20 protein-coding genes and 1 pseudogene are annotated in these 26,867 nt (G+C 61.2%); 12 read left to right on the forward strand and 9 right to left on the reverse strand.

Going from position 1 to position 26,867, the window contains the following annotated elements:
* Nucleotides 1-11: 11 nt before the first annotated feature.
* The 6 genes from phaC to argS form a co-directional block, all read right to left on the reverse strand.
* Complete coding sequence (phaC, locus tag KVH01_RS09515; protein WP_217881256.1) at nt 12-1,691, reverse strand: class II poly(R)-hydroxyalkanoic acid synthase; 1,680 nt, start codon at nt 1,689-1,691, stop codon at nt 12-14.
* 249 nt (nt 1,692-1,940) lie between these two features.
* Nucleotides 1,941-2,318 carry a gamma-butyrobetaine hydroxylase-like domain-containing protein gene (locus KVH01_RS09520; protein ID WP_043047245.1) on the reverse strand — a complete coding sequence of 126 codons (378 nt, stop codon included), beginning with the start codon at nt 2,316-2,318 and terminating at the stop codon, nt 1,941-1,943.
* A 147-nt stretch (nt 2,319-2,465) separates the two neighbouring features.
* Entirely contained in the window at nt 2,466-3,803 is a 1,338-nt protein-coding gene (gene hslU, locus KVH01_RS09525; protein ID WP_217881257.1) for an ATP-dependent protease ATPase subunit HslU, read from the reverse strand.
* Nucleotides 3,804-3,841: 38 nt separating this feature from the next.
* Complete coding sequence (gene hslV, locus KVH01_RS09530) at nt 3,842-4,372, reverse strand: ATP-dependent protease subunit HslV (RefSeq protein WP_003171209.1); 531 nt, start codon at nt 4,370-4,372, stop codon at nt 3,842-3,844.
* A 257-nt stretch (nt 4,373-4,629) separates the two neighbouring features.
* Nucleotides 4,630-5,331 carry an SPOR domain-containing protein gene (locus KVH01_RS09535; protein ID WP_043047243.1) on the reverse strand — a complete coding sequence of 234 codons (702 nt, stop codon included), beginning with the start codon at nt 5,329-5,331 and terminating at the stop codon, nt 4,630-4,632.
* A gap of 1 nt (nt 5,332) precedes the next feature.
* A complete protein-coding gene (argS, locus tag KVH01_RS09540) occupies nt 5,333-7,069 on the reverse strand; it encodes an arginine--tRNA ligase (RefSeq protein ID WP_217881258.1) in 1,737 nt (578 codons plus the stop codon).
* On the opposite strand from argS, the gene KVH01_RS09545 reads away from it, so the two are divergent.
* Entirely contained in the window at nt 7,040-7,237 is a 198-nt protein-coding gene (locus KVH01_RS09545; protein ID WP_124375951.1) for a hypothetical protein, read from the forward strand. The two genes, argS and KVH01_RS09545, sit on opposite strands and share 30 nt — an antisense overlap.
* A gap of 53 nt (nt 7,238-7,290) precedes the next feature.
* Here the strand turns inward: KVH01_RS09545 and KVH01_RS09550 are convergent, their stop codons facing one another.
* The gene (locus KVH01_RS09550; RefSeq protein ID WP_217881259.1) at nt 7,291-9,510 is read right to left on the reverse strand and encodes a primosomal protein N'; all 2,220 of its coding nucleotides are present in this window, start codon (nt 9,508-9,510) and stop codon (nt 7,291-7,293) included.
* Nucleotides 9,511-9,736: 226 nt separating this feature from the next.
* Here KVH01_RS09550 and rpmE point away from each other — a divergent pair, with 226 nt between their 5' ends.
* The 3 genes from rpmE to KVH01_RS09565 all read left to right on the forward strand — a co-directional run bounded on the left by rpmE (nt 9,737) and on the right by KVH01_RS09565 (nt 12,245).
* Nucleotides 9,737-9,973, forward strand: coding sequence for a 50S ribosomal protein L31 (rpmE, locus tag KVH01_RS09555; protein WP_217881260.1), 237 nt, complete (start codon nt 9,737-9,739; stop codon nt 9,971-9,973).
* A gap of 14 nt (nt 9,974-9,987) precedes the next feature.
* Nucleotides 9,988-10,794 (forward strand): thermonuclease family protein, encoded by an 807-nt coding sequence (locus KVH01_RS09560; protein WP_217881261.1) that lies wholly within the window; start codon nt 9,988-9,990, stop codon nt 10,792-10,794.
* 182 nt (nt 10,795-10,976) lie between these two features.
* A complete protein-coding gene (locus KVH01_RS09565) occupies nt 10,977-12,245 on the forward strand; it encodes a malic enzyme-like NAD(P)-binding protein (RefSeq protein WP_005784034.1) in 1,269 nt (422 codons plus the stop codon).
* Nucleotides 12,246-12,452: 207 nt separating this feature from the next.
* Here the strand turns inward: KVH01_RS09565 and KVH01_RS09570 are convergent, their stop codons facing one another.
* Together KVH01_RS09570 and KVH01_RS09575 are read right to left on the reverse strand one after the other, a co-directional pair.
* On the reverse strand, nt 12,453-14,915 hold the full coding sequence (locus KVH01_RS09570) for a penicillin-binding protein 1A (RefSeq protein ID WP_404822039.1): 2,463 nt from the start codon (nt 14,913-14,915) through the stop codon (nt 12,453-12,455).
* Complete coding sequence (locus KVH01_RS09575) at nt 14,915-15,052, reverse strand: hypothetical protein (RefSeq protein ID WP_161796498.1); 138 nt, start codon at nt 15,050-15,052, stop codon at nt 14,915-14,917. Before KVH01_RS09575 ends, KVH01_RS09570 begins: the two co-directional genes overlap by 1 nt.
* A gap of 95 nt (nt 15,053-15,147) precedes the next feature.
* On the opposite strand from KVH01_RS09575, the gene pilM reads away from it, so the two are divergent.
* The 8 genes and pseudogenes from pilM (at nt 15,148) to gltB (ending at nt 26,841) form a co-directional block, all read left to right on the forward strand.
* The gene (gene pilM, locus KVH01_RS09580) at nt 15,148-15,804 is read left to right on the forward strand and encodes a type IV pilus biogenesis protein PilM (RefSeq protein WP_217881263.1); all 657 of its coding nucleotides are present in this window, start codon (nt 15,148-15,150) and stop codon (nt 15,802-15,804) included.
* On the forward strand, nt 15,801-16,352 hold the full coding sequence (locus KVH01_RS09585; protein WP_217881264.1) for a PilN domain-containing protein: 552 nt from the start codon (nt 15,801-15,803) through the stop codon (nt 16,350-16,352). Before pilM ends, KVH01_RS09585 begins: the two co-directional genes overlap by 4 nt.
* Nucleotides 16,349-17,320 carry a pilus assembly protein PilP gene (locus KVH01_RS09590; protein ID WP_217881265.1) on the forward strand — a complete coding sequence of 324 codons (972 nt, stop codon included), beginning with the start codon at nt 16,349-16,351 and terminating at the stop codon, nt 17,318-17,320. The genes KVH01_RS09585 and KVH01_RS09590 overlap by 4 nt, the downstream gene beginning before the upstream one ends.
* A 138-nt stretch (nt 17,321-17,458) precedes the next feature.
* Nucleotides 17,459-18,715 (forward strand): annotated as a pseudogene (locus tag KVH01_RS09595) (type IV pilus secretin PilQ); the annotation flags it as partial.
* 4 nt (nt 18,716-18,719) lie between these two features.
* On the forward strand, nt 18,720-19,238 hold the full coding sequence (aroK, locus tag KVH01_RS09600; RefSeq protein ID WP_003187914.1) for a shikimate kinase AroK: 519 nt from the start codon (nt 18,720-18,722) through the stop codon (nt 19,236-19,238).
* Between the two features lie 125 nt (nt 19,239-19,363).
* Complete coding sequence (gene aroB / locus KVH01_RS09605; protein ID WP_217881266.1) at nt 19,364-20,464, forward strand: 3-dehydroquinate synthase; 1,101 nt, start codon at nt 19,364-19,366, stop codon at nt 20,462-20,464.
* Between the two features lie 10 nt (nt 20,465-20,474).
* Nucleotides 20,475-22,046, forward strand: coding sequence for an SPOR domain-containing protein (locus KVH01_RS09610; protein WP_217881267.1), 1,572 nt, complete (start codon nt 20,475-20,477; stop codon nt 22,044-22,046).
* Between the two features lie 349 nt (nt 22,047-22,395).
* The gene (gene gltB / locus KVH01_RS09615) at nt 22,396-26,841 is read left to right on the forward strand and encodes a glutamate synthase large subunit (protein WP_217881268.1); all 4,446 of its coding nucleotides are present in this window, start codon (nt 22,396-22,398) and stop codon (nt 26,839-26,841) included.
* The last annotated feature ends 26 nt before the right edge of the window (nt 26,842-26,867 follow it).

Raw genomic sequence — 26,867 nt, forward strand, 5'->3', positions numbered from 1 at the left:
CTCATTCCAATCTACCGCTCATGTACATAGGTACCTGGCGCCGCTTCGGCGGCGGCATAGGTTTTACTGCCTAATGTCGTCGGGGCTTTCTTCAACTTGCCCGCTCGCTCTGCCTGCCACACCTGCCAATGCAGCCACCACGAATCGGTGTGCTTGGTGGCGTTCTCCTGCCACTCCAGCGCGCTGCCCGCCAAGCCCTCGCTGGTCTGGTAGCGCGCCTTGGGGTTGCCCGGCGGGTTGAGGATGCTCTGGATATGCCCGCTGCTGGACAACACAAACTCGACCTTGCCGCCAAACAACTGCGCCGACTTGTAGCAGGACTGCCACGGTGTGATGTGATCGTTGGTGCCGGCCAGGGCGTAGACATCGGCGGTGACCTGCTTGAGGTCGATGGGCGTGCCGCACACTTCAAGGGCGTTGGCGCGTACCAGTGGGTTGTTCTTGAACAGTTCGATCAGGTCGCCATGGAAAGCGGCCGGCAAGCGGGTGGTGTCGTTGTTCCAGAACAGGATGTCGAACACCGGCGGCTCGTTGCCCAATAGGTAGTTATTGACCCAATAGTTCCAGATCAGGTCGTTGGGGCGCATCCAGGCGAACACCTTGGCCATGTCGCGGCCTTCCAGCACGCCGGCCTGGTAGGAATGGCGCTTGGCTGCTTCCAGGGTCTGCTCGTCGACAAACAGCGCCACCTGGGTGTCCAGGGTCGTGTCCAGCACGCTCACCAGCAGGGTCAGGGCATTGACCTTCTTTTCCCCCAGCGCCGCGTAGTGGCCCAGCAGCGCGGTGCAGGTGATGCCCCCGGAGCAGGCGCCGAGCATATTCACGTCCTTGCTGCCGGTAATCGCCGTGACCACATCGACCGCTTCCTTGAGCGCCTCGATATAAGTCGATAGGCCCCACTCGCGCTGGGCCTTGGTGGGGTTGCGCCAGCTGACGATAAACGTCTGCTGCCCATTGCGCAGGCAGAAGCGCGCCAGGCTCTTATCCGGGCACAGGTCGAATATGTAGAATTTGTTGATCTGCGGCGGCACCACCAGCAGCGGACGCTCGTGTACCTGCTCGGTGGTGGGCTTGTACTGGATCAGCTCCAGCACATCGTTGCGAAACACCACCGCGCCTTCGCTGGTGCCCAACGTCTTGCCGACTTCAAAGGCGCCCATGTTGACCTGGCTCGGCATGCCGCCGTTATGCACCATGTCCTTGGCCAGGTGGGACAAACCGTCGAGCAGGCTTTTACCGCCGGTTTCAAAGAAGCGCTTGACCGCCGCCGGGTTGGCCGCGCTATTGGTGGGGGCCATGGCTTCGGTCATCAGGTTGATCACGAAGTGGCCGCGGCTGATGTCCTGTGCCGACAGACTGCTGTCGTCGATCCAGTCGTGGAGTTCCTTGCGCCACGCCAGGTAAGTCTGCAGGTAGCGTTTGTAGAGCGGGTTCTGGCTCCAGGCCGGGTCGTTGAAGCGACGGTCGTCGCCCTCGGGTACCAGTGGGGATTTGCCGAACATCACATTCTTCAATTCGACGCCAAAGTGGGCGACGTGCTTGACGCTGTGCAACGGTTGCTTGATGGCTTGGGTCAGCACCATCCTGGCCGAGGCCAATAAATCCTTTTTGCGTAACGCGATGATCGGGTTCAGCCCCAGGGTGTTTTCCGACGCCTGGCGTTTCAAGTCATCGTTATTCTTGTTACTCATCTACGACGCTCCATTGTCCGAAAGACGAGTACCGGCGATTGCTGCGCACCCAATTTCGATACACGACACCAGCCTGGTACTGCGACCCGGGTGACCGTTGATACCGCATCGTCAAATGCAGGGAACTTGCCAGTTCCATTGGTTACCCGAGTTTATTTTTTTTCGCAAGCGGGCCGATCATTGGCCTCGCGACAGGGCATTCAAGCAGATGAAATTAGAAAATGCCCTCTAAAGAGCAAGACGCCTGGGCTAGAGCATCAGCCGCACGACCGACTGGTTCGGGTCGCGGGTTTTTCCGGCCGCTTTGAGCTCGGCCAGGTAATCGCTCCACAGTGCGTCCTGACGTACGGCGAGTTGGTAGAGGTAGTCCCAGGTGAATAGTCCACTGTCATGGCCGTCGTCGAAGGTCAATTTCAGTGCGTACTGGCCGGCCGGTTCGACCTTGTTCAACCTGACGTTGAGCTTGCCGAATTGCAGGATGGGTTTGCCGTGGCCCTGGACCTCGGCGGAAGGCGAGTGCACCCGCAGGAATTCGGCGGGCAGTTGGTAGGTTTCATCCGGACCGTAAGTCAGGCCAAGGGTATTGGAGGTTTTATGCAGGTTTACTGCGCTAGGAAACTTGGCCATATGGGATGCTCCTGAATAAACCGGCTTAAATGTGGGAGGGGGCTTGCTCCCGATGGCGGTGTGTCAGTCAGCTCATCTGATACTGATACACCGCCATCGGGAGCAAGCCCCCTCTCACATTTGAAGCAAAGCAGTTCGGTGTGAGTTTTACAGAATATACCGCGACAGATCTTCGTTCTGCGCCAATTCGCCCAGGTGGCTGTTGACGTAGTCAGCATCGATCTGGATCGCTTCGCCATTCTGCGCACCGGCCATGTCACCAGCACTGAACGACACTTCCTCAAGCAGGCGCTCAAGCAGGGTATGCAGGCGACGGGCACCGATGTTCTCGGTCTTCTCGTTGACCTGCCAGGCGATTTCCGCCAAACGCTTGATGCCGTCGGCCTGGAACTCGATACCCAGGCCCTCGGTTTTCAGCAGCTCACGGTATTGCTCGGTGAGCGATGCGTGGGGTTCGCTGAGGATGCGCTCGAAGTCGCCCGGGGTCAGCGCCTTGAGTTCCACGCGAATCGGCAGGCGGCCTTGCAGCTCGGGCACCAGGTCGCTTGGCTTGCTCAGGTGGAAGGCGCCGGAGGCAATAAACAGGATGTGGTCGGTCTTGACCATGCCCAGCTTGGTGTTGACTGTGCATCCCTCGATCAGCGGCAGCAGGTCGCGCTGCACGCCTTCACGGGAGACATCGACGCCGCCGGAGTTGCCGCGCTTGGCCACCTTATCGATCTCATCGATAAACACGATGCCATGCTGCTCGACAGCTTCCAGTGCCTTGGCCTTGAGTTCTTCCTCATTGACCAGGCGCCCGGCTTCTTCATCGCGCACCAGCTTGAGCGCTTCCTTGACCTTGAGCTTGCGGCTCTTCTTCTTGCCCTTGCCCATGTTGGCGAACAAGTTCTGCAACTGGCTGGTCATTTCTTCCATGCCCGGCGGAGCGGAAATATCCACACCGGACACTTCGGCCACTTCGATCTCGATTTCCTTGTCATCCAGCTGGCCTTCACGCAGACGCTTGCGGAACAGTTGGCGGGTGTTGGAATCCGAGGACGATGCGGCGTCTTCGTTGAAACCCATGCGTGCCGGTGGCAGCAGGGCATCGAGGATGCGTTCTTCGGCAGCATCTTCGGCGCGGTGGCTGACCTTGGTCACTTCCTGTTCGCGCAGCATCTTCAGGGCAGCATCGGCCAGGTCACGAATGATCGACTCGACGTCGCGGCCCACATAGCCGACTTCGGTGAATTTGGTCGCTTCCACCTTGATGAACGGGGCATTGGCCAACTTGGCCAGACGTCGGGCGATTTCGGTTTTACCGACACCGGTCGGGCCGATCATCAGGATGTTCTTGGGCGTTACTTCAACGCGCAGTTCTTCCGGCAGTTGCATCCGGCGCCAGCGGTTACGCAGGGCGATGGCAACGGCGCGCTTGGCATCGTCCTGGCCGATGATATGGCGATTGAGTTCATGGACGATTTCGCGGGGAGTCATGGACATAGTTGTTTGGCGGCCTCAAGCGAGAATAAGCCCAAGGCTTACTCGGCGAGGTCCTGCTCCTCAATGGTCTGGTTGTGGTTGGTGAACACGCAGATATCGCCGGCGATGCCCAGGGCGGTCTCGACGATTTCCCGGGCCGACAGGTCGGTTTTCTTCAGCAACGCACTGGCCGCAGCCTGGGCGTAGCCACCGCCGGAACCCATGGCGATCAAGCCGTGCTCAGGTTCTACCACGTCGCCATTGCCGGTGATGATCAGGGAAGCGTCTTTGTTGGCGACGGCAAGCATGGCTTCAAGGCGGCTGAGGGAGCGGTCGGTGCGCCATTCCTTGGCCAGTTCGACAGCAGCGCGCACCAGGTGGCCCTGATGTTTCTCAAGCTGGCCTTCGAAGCGTTCGAAGAGGGTAAAGGCGTCGGCGGTAGCGCCTGCGAAACCGGCAAGTACCTGGCCGTGGTACAGGCGACGCACTTTTTTCGCGTTGCCTTTCATCACGGTGTTGCCCAGGGAAACCTGGCCGTCGCCGCCCATGACAACTTTGCCGTGGCGACGTACTGAAACGATGGTGGTCAAGGGGAGAGTCTCCACGCAGCGGGGCGAAAATGCCCTGATGGAAACTCATATGGGGGTGGCGGTGGGGATTTCAACCGTAGGACCGGTGTGCGGACGAGTGGTGTTATTGATCCGACACCTATCCAAGAACACCGCAAAACCAAATGTGGGAGGGGGCTTGCTCCCGATGGCGGTGTATCAGTCGCCGGATATGCTGACTGGTCCACGGCCATCGGGAGCAAGCCCCCTCCCACATTAGCCCTGCTATGCCTTCGGAATCAGCGGCTCTGGCGCTGTTGTAACAATAGGTTGCTAAAGCCCGCGCCAGCCAATTGTTTCTGCGCCACGGTTAATTGCTCACGGTTGCTGAACGGCCCTACCAATACGCGATACCAGGTCGCTTCCTTCACCGTGCCGGATTCCACCGTCACCGACTGGCCCAACAGGATGATCTGCGCACGCACGCGATCAGCATCCGCCTGTTTCGGGAACGAGCCCGCCTGCAGGAAGAACTTGGTCACCGGCGCGGCCTTGGTGGCAGCGACCGGCGGTGGTGGCGGCGGCGTGATCCCGGCCAGCGCGGCCTGGGCCCGGGCTGTGTCGATTTTCGCGGCTTCCGCAGGTGTCACCGGCGTGGTTGGCACTTGCGGCGTCGGCAGGGTTTTCTCCGGCACGGCCTCGGGTGGCACGATCACTTCCGATTCAGGCAGCAGTGTGTAGAAGTCGTACTTTGGCTTCACCGGTGCAGTCGGGCTCGGCGCGGTCTTGTTGGCCTCGGCGATTTTTGTGGCTTTCTGCTGCTCCTGTTTGACGCGCTTGACGTCATCGCCCTGGCCGGGTTCAAGCTTCATCAAAAATACGATGAATGCACCGACTGTGAGGCCGATAGCCATCCACAGCCAGCCCGGAATCGGCTGTTTCGCCGGGGCCTGGTAGCGGCTGGCGCCGCGCTTGGGTGCAGGTTTTTTCTTGGCAGCCAACTTACATACGCTCCAGAGTTTCCAGGCCCAAGAGTTCCAGGCCTTGCTTGAGGGTGCGTCCAGCCAGGGCGGCGAGGCGCAGGCGACTTTGTTTCTGGGCTTCGTCGTCGGCGGTCAGGATCGGGCAGTTCTCGTAGAAACTGGAGAACAACCCTGCCACTTCGTACAAATAGGTGCACAGGATATGCGGTGTGCCTTTCTCGCCGACGCTGTTGAGCACTTCGCCGAACTGCGCCAGCTTGGCGGCCAGTTCCTGTTCATGGGCGGCATCCAGCACGATTTGGCCTTCGACTTCGCTGAAGTCCTTGCCCAGCTTGCGGAACACACCCGCCACGCGGGTGTAGGCGTACAGCAGGTATGGCGCGGTGTTGCCTTCGAAATTGAGCATCAGGTCGAAGTTGAAGCTGTAGTCGCTGGTGCGGTGTTTGGACAGGTCGGCATATTTCACCGCGCCAATGCCTACCACGCGGGCGATGTTGCGCAGGTCGGCCTCGGCCAATTCCGGGTTCTTTTCCTTCACCAGGTTGTAGGCACGTTCCTGGGCCTCGGTGAGCAGGTCGATCAGCTTCACGGTGCCGCCGTCGCGGGTCTTGAACGGGCGGCCATCGGCGCCGTTCATGGTGCCGAAACCCATGTGTTCCATATGCATCGGGTGGGTGACGAAACCGGCACGGCGGGCCACTTCGAACACTTGCTGGAAGTGCAGGGCCTGGCGCTGGTCAACGAAGTACAGCGCGCGGTCGGCCTTGAGCACGCCGCTGCGATAGCGCACGGCGGCCAGGTCGGTGGTGGCGTAGAGGTAGCCGCCATCGGCCTTGACGATGATCACCGGCAGCGGCTCGCCGTCGGCGGTCTTGAATTCTTCAAGGAACACGCACTGCGCGCCGTTGCTCTCCACCAGCAGGCCCTTGGCCTTGAGGTCGTTGACTACGTTGATCAGGTCGTCGTTGTAGGCGCTTTCGCCCATCACGTCGGCCATGGTCAGTTTCACGTTGAGCAGCTCGTAGATTTCCTGGCAGTGGGACAGGGAGATTTCCCGGAAGCGGTTCCACAGCGCCAGGCACTCCTCATCGCCCGCTTGCAGCTTGACCACCAGGCCACGGGCGCGGTCGGCGAACTCTTCGGATTCGTCGAAACGCTTCTTGGCGGCGCGGTAGAAGTTTTCCAGGTCGGCCAGCTCGTTGCTGGTGATCGGGTTTTCCTGCAGGTAGGCCATCAGCATGCCGAACTGGGTGCCCCAGTCGCCCACATGGTTCTGGCGGATCACCGTATCGCCGAGGAACTCCAGGACCCGGGCCACGCCGTCACCGATGATGGTGGAGCGCAGGTGACCAACGTGCATTTCCTTGGCCAGGTTCGGCGCCGACAGGTCGATGACCACGCGCTGGGCGGCACCAGCCTTGTGCGCGCCGATGTGAGCGTCGGCCAGGGCGGCGTCCAGGCGCGAAGCCAGGGCCTGGGTGTTCTGGAAGAAGTTGATGAAACCCGGGCCGGCTATTTCGGCCTTGGTCACACTCGCGTCAGCCGGCAGCGCGGCAATGATTTTTTCCGCCAGGTCGCGGGGTTTCATACCGGCCGGCTTGGACAGCATCATCGCGATATTGCTGGCGAAGTCGCCGTGGGTCTTGTCGCGGGTGTTCTCCACCTGGATCGCCGGCGACAGGCCTTCAGGCAACACACCTTCGTTGACGAGTTGGGTGAGGGCTTGTTGGATCAGCTGGCGAATGGTGTCTTTCATGGTGTTCTCTTTCGACCGCAAGCGGCGGCGCGCGATGCGCAGGTGGAAAAACTCGGCATTATCCGTGGCGAGGGCGGGCTTGCCAACCGTTCCGGACCTGTGGAGCAGTTTGTAGGAGCGAGCTTGCTCGCGAAAATCGTCAACGATAACGCGGGCTTCCTGATTTAACGCGGTGTTCTTGAGTTTTCGCGAGCAAGCTCGCTCCTGCAGTGTTGGGTGGATCAGTACAAATCTACAGGGTCTACATCCAGTGACCATCGCACTTGTCGGCCGCTGGGCATTTGCTCCAGCTCAAGCATCCAGCGACTTAATAACCGATGCAGCGGCGCACGGGAGGTTGCCTGCAAGAGTAGCTGAGCGCGATAACGTCCGGCGCGACGCTCCATGGGCGCGGGTACCGGCCCGAGCAATTCGATGCCGCTCAGACTCAATTCACCCAGCAAACGTTCGGCGGTACTGCAAGCTTCATCCAGGAAACCTTCTGCTTGTCCCGGCTTATGCGCCTCGGCACGCAACAACGCCAGGTGTGCAAAGGGCGGCAGGCCAGCGGCGCGGCGTTCACTCAAGGCCTGCTCGGCGAAGGCGAAGTAGCCTTGTTCTGTCAGCTGAATCAGTAATGGATGGTCGGCCAGGTGCGTCTGGATAATCACCTTGCCCGGCTCTTCGGCCCGTCCGGCGCGCCCTGCCACCTGCACGATCAACTGCGCCATGCGTTCGCTGGCGCGGAAATCCCCAGAGAACAACCCGCCGTCGGCATCCAGGATCGACACCAGGGTCACCCGTGGGAAGTGATGCCCTTTGGCAAGCATCTGCGTGCCCACCAGAATGCACGGCTGACCTTTCTGGATGGTGGCGAACAACTGGTTCATCGCGTCTTTGCGCGAGGTGCTGTCGCGGTCGACCCGCAGCACCGGGTAATCCGGAAACAGAATGCCCAGGCGCTCCTCGGCGCGCTCGGTGCCAGCCCCTACCGGGCGCAGATCCACCTTGCCGCACTGCGGACAATGGCGCGGCACCCGTTCCACATGGCCGCAGTGGTGGCAACGCAGTTCGCCATAGCGCTGGTGCACGGTCATGCGTGCATCGCAGCGTTCGCATCCGGACATCCAGCCGCAGTCATGGCACAGCAGTGTGGGGGCAAAGCCGCGGCGATTGAGAAACACCAACACCTGCTGGCCGGCGGCAAGGGTCTGGCCGATGGCCTGTTGCATCGGACCGGAGATACCACTGTCCAGCGGGCGGCTCTTTACGTCCAGGCGCAGGAAGCGTGGTTGCTTGGCACCGCCGGCGCGCTCGTTCAGGCGTAGCAGGCCGTAACGGCCGGTATAGGCGTTGTGCAGGCTTTCCAGGGATGGTGTGGCCGAACCCAGCACAATCGGGATGTCTTCCTGGCGTGCGCGCACCAGTGCCAGGTCGCGGGCGTGGTAGCGCAGGCCTTCCTGCTGTTTATAGGATCCGTCGTGCTCCTCGTCGATGATGATCAGCCCGGGGTTCTTCATCGGGGTGAACAGCGCCGAACGTGTGCCGATAATAATGTCGGCCTCACCGTCCCGCGCCGCCAGCCACGACTCCAGGCGCTCACGGTCATTGACCGCCGAGTGCACCAGGGCAATGCGGGCGTTGAAGCGCTGTTCGAAACGCGCCAGGGTCTGTGGGCCCAGGTTGATCTCGGGGATCAGCACCAGCGCCTGCTTGCCGGCCTGCAGGGTTTCGCGGATCAGTTGCAGATACACTTCGGTCTTGCCACTGCCGGTGACGCCGGCCAGCAGGAACGCATGGAAGCTGTCGAACCCTGCGCGAATTGCCTCGTACGCGGCGCGTTGCTCGGGGTTCAGCGGCAATTCCGGTTGGGCCAGCCAGTGTTCGTGGCGCGGGTCCGGAGCGTGCTTGCGGATTTCCACCTGCACCAGGCCCTTGGCCAACAGCAAGTCGAGGCTGTCTTTGCTCAGCATCAGCTTGCTTAACAGCTGATGGGCGACGCCATGGGGATGCTGGGCCAAGGTGGCCAGGGCTTCACGCTGGCGCGGGGCGCGGGCGATGCGTGGGTCGTCCAGGCGCGCGCCAGGCGTCATCGACCAGAAGCGCTCCTGGCGTGCTTCTGCCAGTTCGCCCTGGCGCAGCAGCACCGGCAGCGCCCAACTCAAGGTGTCGCCCAGGCTGTGCTGGTAATACTGAGCGGTCCACAGGCACAGCTTGAACAGCTCGGGCGGCAGCGGTGGCGTGGTGTCGAGGATGGCCAGCGCCGGCTTGAGTTTCTCCGCCGGGACTTCGCTGTGATCGGTGACCTCCACCAGAATGCCGATCATCTCACGCCGCCCGAACGGCACGCGCACGCGCATGCCTGGCTGCAACTGCGCCCGCAGCACGCCGGCCGGAGCCCGGTAATCGAACAGGCGGCGCAGGGGCGAGGGCAGGGCTAGGCGCAAAATGGCGTCGGGCACGCGAGGGGTCTCATATAAAGGCAGGCGGTGGTGCAGGGGCGCGAGCCTAGCAGACGAGGGGGGGCTTGGGTATGCCTCGCTTTTCTGATGAAAGGCGCTTTTATCTTTACAAGCAAATAGTGTTGCCGCTTGCGCGTTTAGAAAGGTCTGGTAGAATCCGCGGCCTAATTACGTGCGGTATTCGACAATAGTGTCGAGTGGCGGCACGCTAGCCCGAGGAAGTGCCATGAAAGCCCATATCCATCCAGCGTACGAAACCATCGAAGTCACCTGCAGCTGCGGCAACAAGTTCGAAACCCGTTCGAACCTGTGCAAGCCACTGGGTACTGACGTATGCAACGAGTGCCATCCGTTCTACACCGGTAAGCAGAAAACTCTGGACACCGGCGGCCGTGTACAGCGCTTCGCAGATCGCTTTGGTGCTTTCGGCAAGAAGCCTGCTGCTGCTACTCCAGCAGAGTAAGGTTCAAGAGCCTCATGGGCTTTTGCCAGCTGTTGAAAAAGGCGTCCCTTGTGGGCGCCTTTTTTGTGCCTGGGATTTGGCTGGCGACCGCCCGGGCCGAAGCATTCTGCCCCGCCCCGGCCGCTGTGGTGCGTGTCGAGGTGCAGCGGGTGGTGGACGGCGACACCGTGCGCCTCAAGGATGGCCGCAGCGTGCGCATGATCGGCCTCAATGCGCCGGAAACCGCCAAGAAGGGGCGCACCGACGAGCCATTTGCCGTCGCCGCCCGCCAGCGTTTACAGGCGCTGGTGCGGGCCAGTGATGGGCGTGTCGGTCTGGTGCTGGGGCGCGAGGGCAAGGATCACTACGGTCGTACCCTGGCCCACCTTTACGGCGCCAACGGTGAGAACCTGGAGGCGCAATTGTTGGCCGAGGGCCTGGGTTTCCAGGTGGGCGTGGTGCCGAATGTGGACTTGGTCGCCTGCCAGCAGGCCGCCGAAAACAGCGCCCGCCAAGCGCGGCTCGGCCTATGGCGCCAATCGCCGGTGCAGTCCGTGGCGCAACTCAAGCAGTCCGGGTTTGCCCTGGTCACTGGCCGGGTCACCACGATCGAGCGCAATCGCGGTGGAATCTGGATTGAATTGCAGGGTTCGCTGGTATTACGTATTGCACCCAACCTGATCAGTCGTTTCGATGCGACCCTGCTCAATGGTCTGCAAGGCCGCACCCTCGAGGCGCGTGGCTGGGTGCAGGATCGCTCGCGACGCGGCGGTCTGCAAAAGGGCCAGTCACGCTGGCTGCTGCCATTGACCGACCCCAGCATGCTGAAATCAGCACCTTGAATAAAAAATTGTAGACATTTTTTATTTAGATTGTGAACAGTTCAGCCCTTGTATCCCGTGGCTCTTGGCCAAAAGTCGTAGCCCAGGGCGCTTGACACCCGTGACTGCCCAGTCTTGTAGGTAAATTGCTACGCGCGTATCCTCGGCGGTCCGTCGACCAACAGTAAAAGCGGAATGCCGATATGTCTGATTTGAAAACTGCCGCTCTCGAATATCATGCCCATCCTCGTCCAGGAAAGCTGAGTGTAGAGCTCACCAAAGCCACTGCCACTGCTCGCGACCTGTCGCTGGCCTACAGCCCTGGTGTTGCCGAGCCCGTACGTGAAATCGCCCGTGACCCAGAACTGGCGTACAAGTACACCGGCAAAGGCAACCTGGTTGCAGTGATTTCCGATGGCACCGCGATCCTTGGCCTGGGTAACCTCGGCCCATTGGCATCCAAGCCAGTCATGGAAGGTAAAGGCGTGCTGTTCAAGCGCTTTGCCGGCATTGACGTTTTCGACATCGAAGTTGATTCCGAAAGCCCGCAGGCGTTCATCGACACGGTCAAGCGCATTTCCATCACGTTCGGTGGCATCAACCTGGAAGACATCAAGGCACCTGAGTGCTTCGAGATCGAAAAGGCCCTGATCGAGCAGTGCGACATTCCGGTATTCCACGATGACCAGCACGGCACTGCGATCGTTACCGCAGCCGGCATGATCAACGCCCTGGAAATCGCTGGCAAAACCCTTGGCGAGGCGAAGATTGTCTGCCTGGGCGCCGGTGCAGCAGCCATTTCCTGCATGAAACTGATCATCAGCATGGGTGCCAAGCTGGAAAACATCTACATGGTCGACAGCAAGGGCGTGATCCAGTCCGAGCGTACAGACCTGAACCAGTACAAGGCGATGTTTGCCCATCCGTCCTCCAAGCGCACCCTGGCTGACGCCCTCGACGGCGCCGACGTGTTCGTCGGCCTGTCCGGCCCGAACCTGCTGAGCGCCGAAGGCCTGAAGTCCATGGCACCGAACCCGATCGTGTTCGCCTGTTCCAACCCGGATCCGGAAATCTCGCCAGAGCTGGCCCACGCCACCCGCAGCGACGTGATCATGGCCACCGGTCGTTCGGACTACCCGAACCAGGTCAACAACGTCCTGGGCTTCCCGTTCATCTTCCGTGGTGCCCTGGACGTACGCGCCAAGCGTATCAACGAAGAAATGAAAGTGGCCGCCGCCAACGCCCTGCGTGAACTGGCCAAGCTGCCAGTGCCTCAGGACGTCTGCGACGCCTACGGTGGTGCCAAGCTGGAATTCGGTCGTGAGTACATCATCCCGAAACCAATGGATAAGCGCCTGATCACCCTGATCTCCGATGCCGTGGCCAAGGCCGCCATCGAGACCGGCGTGGCGACCCTGCCGTATCCTAAGAACTACCCGCTGCAAAGCGTGGATGATGTGTTCAACGGCTAAGCTGTTGTAGCGCATCAACAAAAAGCCCCGGCTCTCGCGAGCCGGGGCTTTTTTTATGGCAATTTTCTTGAAGCCGATAGAGGTCAAATGTGGGAGGGGGCTTGCTCCCGATGGCGGTGTATCAGTCGCCATATTCATTGACTGAAAGTCCGCCATCGGGAGCAAGCCCCCTCCCACATTTGGATCTATGTTGCGTCTTGGATCGGGTCAGAACAAATCGATCGGCGCGCCTTCATCCGCCGGTAGCGGGCTGCCCGGTGCCACGCCATTGCCCAGCTCGTTGACCGACGGCGGCGTGTCTTCACTCTTGAACAGCTCGAAGTAGGCATTAGGCGTACTCGGCGAAGCCGCACGGCCACTGATCGGATCAATGCGCAGGCTGAGGATGCCTTCCGGCTCCGGCTGGGTGTGCAAAGGCTTGTCCTTCAAGGCCGCGCCCATGTAGCTCATCCAGATCGGCAGCGCGACGGTGCCGCCAAACTCACGGCGGCCCAGGCTCTCTGGCTGGTCGTAGCCGGTCCACACGGTGGTCACGTAGTCGCCGTTATAACCGGAGAACCAGGCGTCCTTGGATTCGTTGGTGGTACCCGTCTTGCCGGCGATGTCCGCACGGCCCAGGGCCAGGGCACGGCGGCCAGTGCCCTTCTTGATCACGTCTTGCAGGATGCTGTTAAGAATATAGGTGGTACGGCCATCCACGATGCGCTCGGCAACGGCCGGGGCTTGCGGTTCGGCGGTCGCGGGGGCGGTTGCCGCAGGCGTGGTGCCTGGCGCCGGCTCGATGGTGATGCCGCCATTGCCCGGTGCCGCGAGACCATCGGTCGCTGCCACCCCATTGACCACGTCACCCGGCACTCGCGGTGGGTTGGCAGTGAACAGCGTGTCGCCGTTGCGGCTCTCGATCTTGTCGATCAGGTACGGTGTGATCTTGTAGCCGCCGTTGGCAAAGGTGCTCCAGCCGGTGGCAATCTCCATTGGCGTGAGGGTCGCGGTGCCCAGGGCCAGGGACAGGTTCGGCGGCAGGTCGGACTTGGCGAAGCCAAAGCGCGTCATGTAGTCGATGGTCTTGCCCACGCCCATTGCCTGCAACAGTCGGATCGACACCAGGTTGCGCGACTTGTACAGCGCCTCGCGGATGCGGATCGGGCCGAGGAAGGTGTTGGTGTCGTTCTTCGGGCGCCAGACCTTGTCCAGGTATTCATCGACAAACACGATCGGCGCGTCGTTGACCAGGCTGGCGGCGGTGTAGCCGTTGTCCAGCGCGGCGCTGTAGACGAATGGCTTGAAGCTCGAACCCGGCTGGCGCTTGGCCTGGGTGGCGCGGTTGTAGTTGCTTTGCTCGAAGGCAAAGCCGCCGACCAGTGCACGGATCGCACCGTTCTGCGGGTCCAGGGACACCAGGGCGCCCTGGGCGACCGGGACCTGGCTGAACTTGAGGCTGTCATCCGTCTGGCGTTGCACGCGGATCAAATCGCCCACCTGGGCCACGTCGGACGGCTGCTTGGGCAGTGGCCCCATGCTGTTGGTATTCAGGAATGGGCGCGCCCATTTCATGCTGTCCCAGGCCACATGGGCCTCTCCGGTGCGGGTCAGCACCTGTATGCCGTCTTTCATTACTTGGATGACAATGGCCGGTTCCAGGCCGCTGATCGAGCGCTGCTTGCCCAGCTCGGTGGTCCAGGCACTCAGGGTCTTGCCGGGCAGGCGCGATTCGGGTCCGCGGTAGCCGTGACGCTGGTCGTAGGTGATCAGGCCTTCATGCACCGAGTGGTTGGCGATTTCCTGCAAATTGCTCGGAACCGTCGTGGTCACCCGGAAGCCTTCAGTGTAGGCGTCGCTGCCATAGCGGCCGACCATCTCGGCGCGGGCCATTTCGGCGATATACGGCGCATTCACTTCCGGTGTCGGCACGTGATAACTGGCGTTCAGCGGCTCGGCTACAGCGCTTTCGTAGGCGGCCTGGTCGATCTTGCCCAGCTTGTACATGCGCCCCAGGATCCAGTCGCGTCGCTCTTTACTGCGCGCCGGGTTGGCCAGCGGGTTAAAGCGCGACGGGGCCTTGGGCAGGCCGGCAATCATGGCCATCTGCGCCAGGCTGGCGTCGCGGATCGACTTGCCATAGTAAACCTGGGAGGCGGCCTCGATGCCGTAGGCGCGGTTGCCCAGGTAGATCTTGTTGACGTACAGCTCAAGGATTTCGTCCTTGGTCAGCTGACGTTCGATCTGCAACGCCAGCAGGATCTCGGTGGCCTTGCGGGAAAAACTGCGCTCGCTGGTAAGGAAGAAGTTCTTCGCCACCTGCATGGTGATGGTGCTGCCGCCGGATTGAATGTGTCCGCTTTTTACCAGCTGTGTGGCCGCACGCACCAGGCTGCTGGGGTCGACGCCGTAGTGGTTGGCGAAATTGTCGTCTTCAGCCGACAGCAAGGCACTGATGAAATTGGGCGGAATATCGGCGAAACGGATCGGTGTTCGGCGCATTTCGCCAAACTCCGCGATCAGTTTTTCATCGCTGCTGTAGACCCGCAAAGGAATCTGCAACTGGATACTTCTGAGGGCCTCTACGGAAGGCAAACCCGGACTAAGGTAGAGGTAGGCCCCGCTGAGTACGAGCAGCAGCCCGCAGACGATGGCGACAATGGAGTACCCGAAAAACTTCAGCAGACGAATCAAGGCTTTTGGATTTCCAGAGAAAAGAATGAGTTACGCGTCGGGTCATGCATGGCAACCAATGGTTCGACCCGGGCAGCAGATAAAAGCGGAAAAAAACGCTGGGCATTAAAGCATTTTTCGGCTTCGGGCGTCATTCACGTGCCTCGAACAAGCCGACCGAATGCAGGGCGCCTGGCAGCAATCAGGCGATATGGCAGCCGGTATGACAGGGAAAGTTTTAGGGAGTTTTATGGGAAAAGGATTTTTCAGGCAAAAAGTCGACACCGTCCTGGGCGTCGATATCAACGACAGCAGCATCAGGCTGATCGAGCTGGGCCGCTCTGCGGGCGGTTTCAGCGTCCAGGGCTACGTGACCCAGGCGCTGCCGGCCCATTCGGTGGTTGACGGTACCCTATTGGACCTTGAAGGCGTGGGGCGGGCATTGCAGCAGGCATTATCGCGCTTGCAGCCTTCGGCCCGATGCGCCGCAGTGGCGGTGACGGGCCCTTCGGTCATCACGCGGTTGATCGAAATGGACGCAGGCCTCAGCGACGAGGAAATGGCCTGGAAGATCCAGATGGAAGCCGACCAGTTCATTCCCTACCCACTGGACGAGGTGGCCATCGACTTTCAGATCCAGGGGCCGTCGGCCCAGGGGGCACAATGGGTCCAAGTGATGTTGGCGGCATGCCTGCGTGAGCAGGTCGAGGCGCGTGAAGCGGTTTTGTCCCTGGCGGGGCTGGTGCTGCGGGTGGTAGATGTGGAAGAGTTTGCATTGGAGCGCGCTTGCCGTCAGGATTTTGCCAGCTTCGCGCCGGGTCATCGAGTCGATGGCGCACAATGGGCCGTGGATGCCCAAGGGATGGGAGTGGCTTGCGGGTTGGCCCTGAGGAGTTTCGCTGGATGATACGAATCAATCTTTTGCCTTGGCGCCAGGCGCTGGCGGAACGCAGACGCAGATATTTCCTGATGCTGATGCTGGCGTTTGCCTGCGTGGCGCTGGCCGCAGTTTGGTTGGCTGATCAGGTGATCGACCAGGCGATAGACCGACAGGTAAGCCGCAACAATCGCCTGGGTGAGGACATTGCTGTACAGGATTCACGGATAAGGACCATCGACGACCTGCAGGAGCGCAGCCAGCAATTGGCCGAACGCATGAAGGTCGTGCAGGATCTGCACGATGCCCGCTCTTCCGGTGCCCGGCTGTTCGATCAGTTGTCTCGCGCAGTGCCCGAGGGCGTACATCTGCATGAGGTGGTGGCGAACGGCGATACCATCAGTATCCGCGGCAGTGCTGAAAGCCACCAGGATATCGCCCAGTTGATGCGTCGGCTCGAGGCCACGCAAGGGGCTCACGCGACTCGTCTGCAGCGCGTGGAGACCGAAGGCGAGCGCGGCGAAAGTGAATTTCAACTGATGGTGCGCCAGGGGGAAACCGTCGAGGCGCAACCATGAGCCTGTCCAGGCTCGACGTTTCCACGCTTTCCTACAACGCTGCCAAATGGCCCTTGCCCTGCCGGGTCCTGCTCGGCTTTGCGCTGGCCGGCATGGTGCTGCTGGTGGGTGAGGTTTTGTGCCTGAGCCCGTCGCGGGAACGCTTGCAGGGGGGCGAGGCGCGGGGACATGCACTGCAACAGCAGCTTGCAGAAAAAACACAATTGGCTACCAGCCTTGAGGCGCGTACCGAACATTTGCGCGCAATGGAGGATAAGTTCGTGGGCCTTCTGCGGCAGTTGCCCGCAGAGTCCGAAGTGCCTGCCTTGCTCGAAGATGTTGCCCGACTGGCGGTTGCCAATGGTGTATGGGTCGAGGGCATCACGCTGCTGGAAGAAGAGCCCCGTCAACTCTACACCGAGCAACCTGTGCAGATGGGCGCGACCGGGGCCTACCACGACCTGGCGGCGTTCGTCAGTGCCTTGGCTGGGCTGCTGCGGGTCGTCACCGTACAGGATGTCACGCTTCGGCCTGAGGGTGCCTTGCTGCGTCTGGAAATGGTGGCCAAGACTTATCGGGGCACCATGCCAAGCGGCCAGGCCCTCCAGGCGCTCGAGCCAGGCCCGCGATTTGTCTATGACCCTTCAACCCTGCGCGATCCGTTCCGGTCGCCCACCTTGCAGGCCGCCCGCGTGCCCGGCCGGCCGGCGCTTTCGCCGGATCTCACCCGATCACGGGGGCTGCTGGAGGGCATGAGCATCGATCAGTTCGAAATGGTCGGCACACTGTCCAATGGCGTGCAGGCTTTCGCCTTGCTGCGTGCGGGATCATTGGTGCATCGCCTGGCGGTCGGTGATTACCTTGGGCCGGACCACGGCCAGGTCACGGCCATTCAAGACGGTTATATCGAATTGGTCGAGCTGTTCCCCGATGACCAGGGCGCATGGCTGGAGCGCCCGCGAACCCTGGTGCTGAACGTCAACTCATAACGGAATCAAACAATGAAAAGGACTTTCTCGTCCTTCGGTGTGGCGCTATGGATAGCGTTTACGGCACCGATGGCTGCCGCTGTGCCCAATCGCCCGGACCTGATCCACCTGCCGCCGCCTGACAGTGCCTTGCCGGCCAGCTATACGGGCGAAAAATTGACCCTCAATTTCCAGGACATCGACCTGCGCGCGGTATTGCAGCAAATCGCCGATGTCGCCGGGCTCAACCTGGTGACCAGCGACGAGGTACAGGGTTCGATCACCCTGCGGCTCAAAAATGTGCCCTGGGATCAGGCGCTGGACCTGGTGCTGCAAACCAAGGGCCTGGACAAACGGGTGCAGGCCGGCGTGTTGCTGGTGGCGCCCGCCGATGAATTAGCCGCTCGCGAACTGCTGGTGCTGGAGTCGCGCAAGCAGATGGCCGAGCTGGCACCGTTGCGTCGGGAGTTATTGCAGGTCAATTACGCCAAGGCTGCGGACCTGGCCAAGCTGTTCCAGTCAGTGACCGGCTTTGAAGGTGCCACGGATGAGCGCGGCTCGGTGGCGGTGGATGACCGCACCAACAACATCATCGCCTACCAGACCGGCGAACGCCTCGAAGAGCTGCGGCGCATCGTGGCGCAACTGGATATCCCGGTACGCCAGGTGATGATCGAGGCGCGGATTGTCGAGGCCAATGTCGACTACGACAAAAGCCTGGGCGTGCGCTGGGGTGGGCGGCTCAGCCGCGGCAACTGGGGCGCGGGGGGTATTTCCAAACCCCTGGCGGACGGCGCCGAGCTCCCGGCAAACCCGCCCAGTTCGCCCTTTGTCGACTTGGGTTCGCTGACCGGTACGTCGGGGCTGGGTATCGCCTTCATCACCGACAACCTGTTGCTGGATCTTGAGCTGACGGCGATGGAGAAAACCGGCAACGGCGAAATCGTTTCGCAGCCCAAGGTGGTCACGTCCGATAAGGAGACCGCACGCATCCTCAAAGGCACCGAGATTCCCTATCAGGAGTCCACCTCCCAGGGCGCCACCTCGGTGTCGTTCAAGGAAGCGTCCCTTTCACTGGAGGTCACGCCGCAAATCACCCCCGATGACCACGTGATCATGGCGGTCAAGGTCACCAAGGACGAGCCCGACTACCTGAACCGGCTCAATGACGTGCCGCCGATCAAGAAAAACGAAGTCAACGCCAAGGTACTGGTCCGGAATGGCGAAACCATCGTCATTGGTGGGGTTTTCTCCAATACCCAAAGCAAAGTGGTAGATAAAGTGCCATTTTTGGGCGATGTGCCGTATCTTGGCCGCCTTTTCCGGCGCGATGTGCTGGCGGAGAAAAAATCCGAGCTGCTGGTATTCCTGACTCCGCGTATTATGAATAACCAGGCGATTGCTGTGAGTCGTTGATTCTGTGCGAAATTTGATTCTTGTAGGACCGATGGGGGCTGGAAAGAGCACCATCGGCCGTTTGCTGGCCAAAGAGCTGCGCCTGCCATTCAAAGACTCCGATAAGGAAATTGAATTGCGCACGGGTGCCAATATCCCATGGATCTTCGATAAGGAAGGCGAACTGGGCTTTCGCGACCGTGAGCAGGCGATGATTGCTGAGCTGTGCGGCTGCGATGGCGTGGTGTTGGCAACCGGTGGTGGCGCGGTGATGCGCGATGAAAACCGTCGGGCGCTGCATGCCGGTGGTCGGGTGGTGTATTTACACGCGTCGGTCGAACAGCAGGTGGGCCGCACTGCCCGCGACCGCAATCGCCCGTTGCTGCGCACTGCCGACCCGGCGAAAACTTTGCGGGACCTGCTGGCACTGCGCGATCCGCTGTATCGGGAAATCGCCGATCTGGTGGTGGAAACCGATGAACGGCCGCCGCGAATGGTGGTGCTCGACATTCTTGAGCGCCTGCAAAGGTTGCCGCCCCGTTAAAGCCTGGCCCGAAATGCGCTATTCTCGGCGGCGCGCCATAACCTTGTGAGGTATGGCGTAGAGCTATCAGGCGGTGTCGGATCACGGCGTTGCCGGTCGTCAATATATCTTCAACGCGGGGACACATGCAGACACTTAAGGTCGATTTAGGCGAGCGCAGCTACCCGATCCACATTGGCGAAGGCCTGTTGGACCAGTCCGAGTTGCTTGCGCCGCATATTGCCGGTCGGCAGGTGGCGATCATCTCCAACGAAACGGTCGCGCCGTTGTATCTTGAGCGTCTGAGCCGCAGCCTTGCGGCGTATTCGGTGATCTCCGTGGTGTTGCCTGACGGCGAAGCGCACAAGAACTGGGAAACCCTGCAACTGATTTTTGATGGCCTGCTGACTGCGCGCCATGATCGTCGAACCACCGTGGTCGCCCTGGGCGGCGGTGTGATCGGCGACATGGCCGGTTTTGCCGCGGCCTGCTACCAGCGTGGCGTGGATTTTATCCAGGTGCCGACCACCCTGTTGTCCCAGGTCGATTCGTCGGTAGGCGGCAAGACCGGTATCAACCATCCGCTGGGCAAGAACATGGTCGGTGCCTTCTACCAGCCCCAAGCCGTACTGATCGATACCGCGACCCTCAACACTCTGCCGCCGCGCGAGCTGTCGGCGGGCCTGGCGGAAGTCATCAAGTACGGGTTGATCTGCGACGAGCCCTTCCTGACCTGGCTCGAAGAACACGTAGATGCCCTGCGCGCACTTGATCAGGTGGCCCTGACCGAAGCGATTTCCCGCTCCTGCGCCGCCAAGGCGCTGGTGGTAAATGCCGACGAACGGGAGTCTGGCGTACGCGCCACCCTGAACCTGGGCCACACCTTCGGCCATGCGATCGAAACGCACATGGGCTATGGTGTGTGGTTGCATGGGGAAGCCGTGGCGGCTGGCACTGTGATGGCATTGGAAATGTCGCACCGCCTGGGCTGGATCAGCGCCCAGGAGCGCGATCGTGGCATCCGCCTGTTCCAGCGCGCCGGTTTGCCGGTCATCCCGCCGACGGAGATGACAGAGGCCGATTTCCTCGAACATATGGCAATAGACAAGAAAGTGATCGACGGTCGACTGCGACTGGTGCTGTTGCGCCACATGGGCGAAGCCGTGGTGACCGACGATTATCCGAAAGAGATTTTACAGGCCACGCTGGGAGCGGATTACCGCGCCCTGGCCCAGCTTAAAGGTTAATAAGATCCCGATGACTAGTTTGCATGCCGACGAGGCGTTCCTCGGCCATTATCACTTGAGCCATGACCCCTTCGCTCCACGGGTGCCGGGTTTCAAGTTCTTCCCCGCCCAGCGCAAGCCGGTACTTGGGCAGTTGCATCACCTCGCGCGCTACAGCCAGTTGCTGCTGGTGGTCACCGGCCCATTGGGCAGCGGCAAGACCTTGCTGCGCCAGGCGCTGGTGGCCAGCACTAACAAGCAATCGGTGCAGAGTGTGGTGGTCTCGGCCCGTGGCGCCGGCGATGCTGCAGGTGTGCTGCGCCAGGTGGCCCAGGCGCTGGACGTAGCCAATGCCGAGCCGAGCGCGATTCTCAAGCAGGTGGTGCAACTGGGCCTGACCGGCCAGGAAGTCTACCTGCTGGTGGACGACGCCGAGCAGCTTGACGAATCTGCCCTCGAAGCGTTGCTGGCGCTTGCTGCTGGCACGCCGGAAGGCCGCCCCCACGTGTTCCTGTTTGGCGAGTCGTCGTTGATCGCCGATCTGGAGCAGATCAGCGGTGATCAGGAACTGTTCCACGTCATTGAGCTGCAGCCCTACGAAGAGGAAGAAACCCGCGAGTACCTGGCGCAACGCCTTGAAGGCGCCGGGGCGGGTATCGAACTTTTCACCGCTGCGCAGATCTCTGATATTCACGAAAGCTCCGATGGCTGGCCTGGCAACATCAACCAGGTTGCCCGCGATGCAATGATCGAAGCCATGATTGCCAGCCGCTCAGCGGTCAAGCGTCCAAAGATGGGGTTCACTATGCCTAAGAAGCACGTATTGGCTATTTCCGCCGTTGTCGTGGTCGCTGTTGCCGCCGCCTGGTTGATCCCGGGTCGCAATAAAGCACCGACAACGACCGGCGCGCCAACAGAGCAGGCGCAGTTGCCACTGGGCAAGCCCACGCCGAACGTCGAGTTCGCCAACTCCGGCCAACCGACCAACCTGCCGATGGTTGGTCAGCCTGTAATGCGAGGCCCGCTCGCCGAAGAAGCCGGTGGCATCTCCGAAGGCGATGACGGCGTGCCGGTGGAGGGCTCCAGCGCCACTCCGCCGACTGTGACCACCACCGCGCCGCCTGCCGGCGTACCGGCTGGCACGCCAGCAACCCCGGTAGTGCCTGCCGCACCGGTAGCGCCAGTTGCCAAACCGACTCCGGCGCCGACGGTTGCCACAGCCAAGCCCGCAGCCCCAGTGGCCAAGCCGGCACCCGCACCTGCGGCCAAGCCTGCTGAAAAACCCGCCGCCACCGTGGCCAAGGCCGGTGCCGCCGGCAGCAGTTGGTACAGCAGCCAGCCTACCGGCAACTTCGTGGTGCAGATCCTCGGCACCAGCTCCGAGGCCAACGCCCAGGCGTTCGTCAAAGAGCAGGGCGGCCAGTACCGTTATTTCAAGAAAGTGCTCAATGGCAAGCCTCTCTACGTGATCACCTATGGCAGCTTCCCAAGCCGCGCCGCAGCTGATTCGGCCATCAAAGCCTTGCCAGCGAAGGTCCAGGCTGGTAAACCTTGGCCTCGCACTGTTGCCAGCGTTCAACAAGAACTGGCAACAACTCGCTGAAGATCCGGCGGCCTTACCCAGGCCGCCCTCCCGGCACCTCAAAAAAATCGCATGGCGTGCAGCTTCCCGGAAGCCGCGCGCTTTGTGGTGTCTGCGCAAGTCGCTTTTGAGTCGTAGCGGTCAGAATTAAAAAAGTTTTGACTAGCACAGCATATCGCTTTAAACCTTTCATAAATGCGACATAGATTTGCGACATTTCGTCGCTAAATTTGTGGGCGTCTGTGTCGGTGTGTACAATGACCTCCCTTTTGCCCCCGCTAAGCCGGCGTACGTTCGGCGTGGAAGGTAACCGGTTGAATTGAAAAGAAATTTGTCTCGAAATAAGAGGCAGCCTGGTGAGAAAGTGTCTATGAAAGCAGGTCTGTACCAACCCGATGAATTCAAGGATAACTGCGGTTTCGGCCTGATAGCCCATATGCAGGGCGAGCCCAGCCATACCCTTTTGCAAACGGCCATCGAGGCCCTGACCTGCATGACCCACCGCGGTGGGATCAACGCCGACGGCAAGACAGGTGACGGTTGTGGCTTGCTGATTCAAAAACCCGACCAGTTCCTGCGCGCTGTCGCCAAAGAGCATTTTGCCGCCGACCTGCCCAAGCAGTACGCCGTGGGCATGGTGTTTTTCAACCAGGACCCGGTCAAGGCCGAAGCCGCTCGCGAGAACATGAACCGCGAGATCGCCGCCGCCGGCCTGCAACTGGTCGGCTGGCGCAAAGTGCCAATCGACACCAGCGTGCTCGGCCGCCTGGCCCTGGAGCGTCTGCCACAGATCGAACAAGTGTTCATCGCAGGCGATGGCCTGAGCGATCAGGACATGGCGATCAAGCTGTTCACCTCGCGTCGCCGTTCGTCGGTGCTCAATGCTGCCGATACCGATCACTACATCTGCAGCTTTTCCCACAAGACCATCATTTACAAAGGCCTGATGATGCCGGCGGATCTCACCGCCTTTTATCCGGACCTGAGCGATGAGCGCCTGCAAACTGCGATCTGCGTGTTCCACCAGCGCTTCTCCACCAACACCCTGCCGAAATGGCCGTTGGCCCAGCCGTTCCGCTTCCTCGCCCACAACGGCGAGATCAACACCATCACCGGCAACCGCAACTGGGCCGTGGCCCGTCGCACCAAGTTCGCCAACGATCTGATGGACCTGGAAGAGCTTGGCCCGCTGGTCAACCGCGTGGGCTCCGACTCCTCCAGCATGGACAACATGCTCGAACTGATGGTCACCGGTGGTATCGACCTGTTCCGTGGCGTGCGTATGATCATTCCGCCTGCGTGGCAGAACGTCGAGACCATGGACCCGGACCTGCGGGCGTTCTACGAATACAACTCGATGCATATGGAGCCCTGGGACGGCCCGGCCGGCGTGGTCATGACTGATGGCCGCTATGCAGTGTGCCTGCTCGACCGTAACGGTCTGCGCCCGGCACGTTGGGTTACCACCACCAACGGCTTCATCACCCTGGCGTCGGAAATCGGCGTGTGGAACTACAAGCCCGAAGATGTGATTGCCAAAGGCCGCGTTGGCCCGGGCCAGATCCTGGCCGTGGACACCGAGACCGGGCAGATCCTCGACACCGACGCCATCGACAACCGCTTGAAGTCTCGTCACCCGTACAAGCAATGGCTGCGCAAGAACGCCCTGCGCATCCAGGCGACCATGGAAGACAACGACCACGGTTCGGCTTTCTACGACATCGACCAGCTCAAGCAGTACATGAAGATGTACCAGGTCACGTTCGAAGAGCGCGACCAGGTGCTGCGCCCGCTTGGCGAACAAGGCTACGAGGCCGTCGGCTCCATGGGCGACGACACGCCGATGGCCGTGCTGTCACAGCGCGTGCGCACCCCGTACGACTATTTCCGCCAGCAATTCGCCCAGGTCACCAACCCGCCGATCGATCCGCTGCGCGAAGCCATCGTGATGTCCCTGGAAGTGTGCCTCGGTGCCGAGCGCAACATCTTCCAGGAGTCGCCTGAGCACGCTTCCCGCGTGATCCTCAGCTCGCCGGTTATCTCCCCGGCCAAATGGCGCTCGCTGATGACCCTGGAGCGTCCAGGTTTCGACCGCCAGATCATCGACCTGAACTACGACGAGAGCCTCGGTCTTGAAGCCGCTGTGCGTAACGTCGCCGACCAGGCCGAAGAAGCCGTGCGCGCCGGGCGTACCCAGATCGTGCTGACCGACCGCCATATCGCGCCAGGCAAGCTGCCGATCCACGCTTCGCTCGCCACCGGCGCGGTGCACCACCGTCTGACCGAAAAGGGTCTGCGTTGCGACTCCAACATCCTTGTTGAAACCGCTACTGCCCGTGACCCGCATCACTTTGCAGTGCTGATCGGTTTCGGCGCGTCGGCGGTGTATCCGTTCCTGGCGTACGAAGTGCTCGGCGACCTGATCCGTACCGGTGAAGTTTTGGGCGACCTCTATGAGGTGTTCAAGAACTACCGTAAAGGCATTACCAAGGGCCTGTTGAAGATCCTGTCGAAGATGGGCATCTCCACGGTCACCTCGTATCGAGGTGCGCAACTGTTCGAAGCCATTGGCCTGTCGGAAGAAGTCTGCGAGCTGAGCTTCCGTGGTGTGCCGAGCCGCATCAAGGGCGCACGTTTCGTCGACATCGAAGCCGAGCAGAAAGCCTTGGCGTTGGAGGCCTGGAGTGCGCGCAAGCCGATCCAGCAAGGCGGCCTGCTCAAGTTCGTGCACGGTGGTGAATACCACGCCTACAACCCGGACGTGGTCAGCACCCTGCAAGCCGCCGTGCAGCAGGGCGACTACGCCAAGTTCAAGGAATACACGAGCCTGGTGGATAATCGCCCGGTGTCGATGATCCGCGACCTGTTCAAGGTGAAGACTTTGGACACGCCGATGGACATCAGCGAAGTCGAGCCGCTGGAATCGATCCTCAAGCGCTTCGATTCTGCTGGTATCTCTCTGGGCGCCTTGTCGCCCGAGGCCCACGAAGCCCTGGCCGAAGCCATGAACCGCCTGGGCGCGCGTTCCAACTCCGGTGAAGGCGGCGAAGACCCGGCGCGCTACGGCACCATCAAGAGCTCGAAAATCAAGCAGGTCGCCACTGGCCGTTTCGGCGTAACCCCGGAATACCTGGTCAACGCCGAAGTGCTGCAGATCAAGGTGGCCCAGGGCGCCAAGCCTGGTGAAGGCGGCCAGTTGCCAGGCGGCAAGGTCAACGGCCTGATCGCCAAGCTGCGTTATGCGGTGCCGGGCGTGACGCTGATCTCGCCACCGCCGCACCACGACATCTATTCAATCGAAGACTTGTCGCAGCTGATTTTCGACTTGAAACAAGTCAACCCGCAGGCCCTGGTCTCGGTGAAGCTGGTGGCGGAAGCCGGCGTCGGCACCATTGCTGCTGGCGTGGCCAAGGCCTATGCCGACCTGATCACCATCTCCGGCTACGACGGCGGTACCGGCGCTTCGCCGCTGACCTCTATCAAGTACGCCGGCGCGCCATGGGAACTCGGCCTGGCCGAAACCCACCAGACCCTGCGCGGCAACGACCTGCGCGGCAAGGTGCGGGTACAGACCGACGGCGGCCTTAAAACTGGCCTCGACGTGATCAAGGCGGCGATCCTCGGCGCCGAAAGCTTCGGCTTCGGCACCGCGCCAATGATCGCCCTGGGCTGCAAGTATCTGCGCATCTGCCACCTGAATAACTGCGCCACCGGCGTAGCGACCCAGAACGAGAAGCTGCGCAAGGATCACTACATCGGTACCGTCGACATGGTGGTGAATTTCTTCACCTACGTCGCCGAAGAGACCCGTGAGTGGCTGGCCAAGCTGGGCGTGCGTTCCCTCGAAGAGCTGATCGGGCGTACCGACCTGCTGGATATCCTCGAAGGCCAGACCGCCAAGCAACAGCACCTGGACCTGACGCCGCTGTTGGGCAGCGATCACATCCCGGCAGACAAGCCACAATTCTGCCAGGTGGACCGCAACCCGCCGTTCGACAAGGGCCTGTTGGCCGAGAAGATGGTCGACATGGCAGGCAGTGCGATCAATGACGCCAGTGGTGGCGAATTTGCCCTGGATATCTGCAACTGCGACCGGTCCATCGGCGCACGCATCTCCGGCGAAATCGCGCGCAAGCACGGTAACCAGGGCATGGCGAAAGCGCCGATCACCTTCCGCTTCAAAGGCACGGCGGGCCAGAGCTTCGGCGTGTGGAACGCCGGCGGCCTGCACATGTACCTGGAAGGCGACGCCAACGACTACGTGGGCAAGGGCATGACCGGTGGCAAGCTGGTGATCGTTCCGCCTAGAGGCAGCGTCTACAAGACCCAGGACAGTGCCATTATCGGTAACACCTGCTTGTACGGCGCCACCGGAGGCAAGTTGTTCGCCGCCGGCACCGCCGGTGAGCGCTTCGCCGTGCGTAACTCCGGTGCCCACACCGTGGTGGAAGGCACCGGCGATCACTGCTGCGAGTACATGACCGGCGGCTTTGTCGCGGTACTGGGCAAGACCGGTTACAACTTCGGTTCGGGCATGACCGGCGGTTTCGCCTACGTGCTCGACCAGGACAACACCTTCGTCGACAAGGTCAACCACGAGTTGGTCGAGATCCAGCGGATCAGCGGCGAAGCCATGGAATCCTACCGGAACCACTTGCAGCACGTGCTGGATGAGTACGTCGAGGAAACCGGCAGCGAATGGGGTCGTGAACTCGCCGAGAACCTCGATGATTACCTGCGTCGTTTCTGGCTGGTCAAGCCCAAGGCTGCCAACCTGAAATCGTTGCTCTCCAGCATCCGTGCCAACCCGCAGTGATATGCGCCTGAACAGTTTGATGAGGT

The organism is Pseudomonas khavaziana (genome assembly GCF_019145205.1).
Lineage (GTDB): Bacteria > Pseudomonadota > Gammaproteobacteria > Pseudomonadales > Pseudomonadaceae > Aquipseudomonas > Aquipseudomonas khavaziana.

Coding starts and splice junctions, on each gene's coding strand:
- KVH01_RS09610 (WP_217881267.1), top strand. CDS start 20,475: ATGACTAGTTTGCATGCCGACGAGGCGTTCCTCGGCCATTATCACTTG.
- KVH01_RS09575 (WP_161796498.1), bottom strand. CDS start 15,052: ATGACGCCCGAAGCCGAAAAATGCTTTAATGCCCAGCGTTTTTTTCCG.
- KVH01_RS09520 (WP_043047245.1), bottom strand. CDS start 2,318: ATGGCCAAGTTTCCTAGCGCAGTAAACCTGCATAAAACCTCCAATACC.
- rpmE (WP_217881260.1), top strand. CDS start 9,737: ATGAAAGCCCATATCCATCCAGCGTACGAAACCATCGAAGTCACCTGC.
- KVH01_RS09585 (WP_217881264.1), top strand. CDS start 15,801: ATGATACGAATCAATCTTTTGCCTTGGCGCCAGGCGCTGGCGGAACGC.
- hslU (WP_217881257.1), bottom strand. CDS start 3,803: ATGTCCATGACTCCCCGCGAAATCGTCCATGAACTCAATCGCCATATC.
- argS (WP_217881258.1), bottom strand. CDS start 7,069: ATGAAAGACACCATTCGCCAGCTGATCCAACAAGCCCTCACCCAACTC.
- KVH01_RS09590 (WP_217881265.1), top strand. CDS start 16,349: ATGAGCCTGTCCAGGCTCGACGTTTCCACGCTTTCCTACAACGCTGCC.
- pilM (WP_217881263.1), top strand. CDS start 15,148: ATGGGAAAAGGATTTTTCAGGCAAAAAGTCGACACCGTCCTGGGCGTC.
- aroB (WP_217881266.1), top strand. CDS start 19,364: ATGCAGACACTTAAGGTCGATTTAGGCGAGCGCAGCTACCCGATCCAC.
- phaC (WP_217881256.1), bottom strand. CDS start 1,691: ATGAGTAACAAGAATAACGATGACTTGAAACGCCAGGCGTCGGAAAAC.
- KVH01_RS09565 (WP_005784034.1), top strand. CDS start 10,977: ATGTCTGATTTGAAAACTGCCGCTCTCGAATATCATGCCCATCCTCGT.
- gltB (WP_217881268.1), top strand. CDS start 22,396: ATGAAAGCAGGTCTGTACCAACCCGATGAATTCAAGGATAACTGCGGT.
- KVH01_RS09560 (WP_217881261.1), top strand. CDS start 9,988: ATGGGCTTTTGCCAGCTGTTGAAAAAGGCGTCCCTTGTGGGCGCCTTT.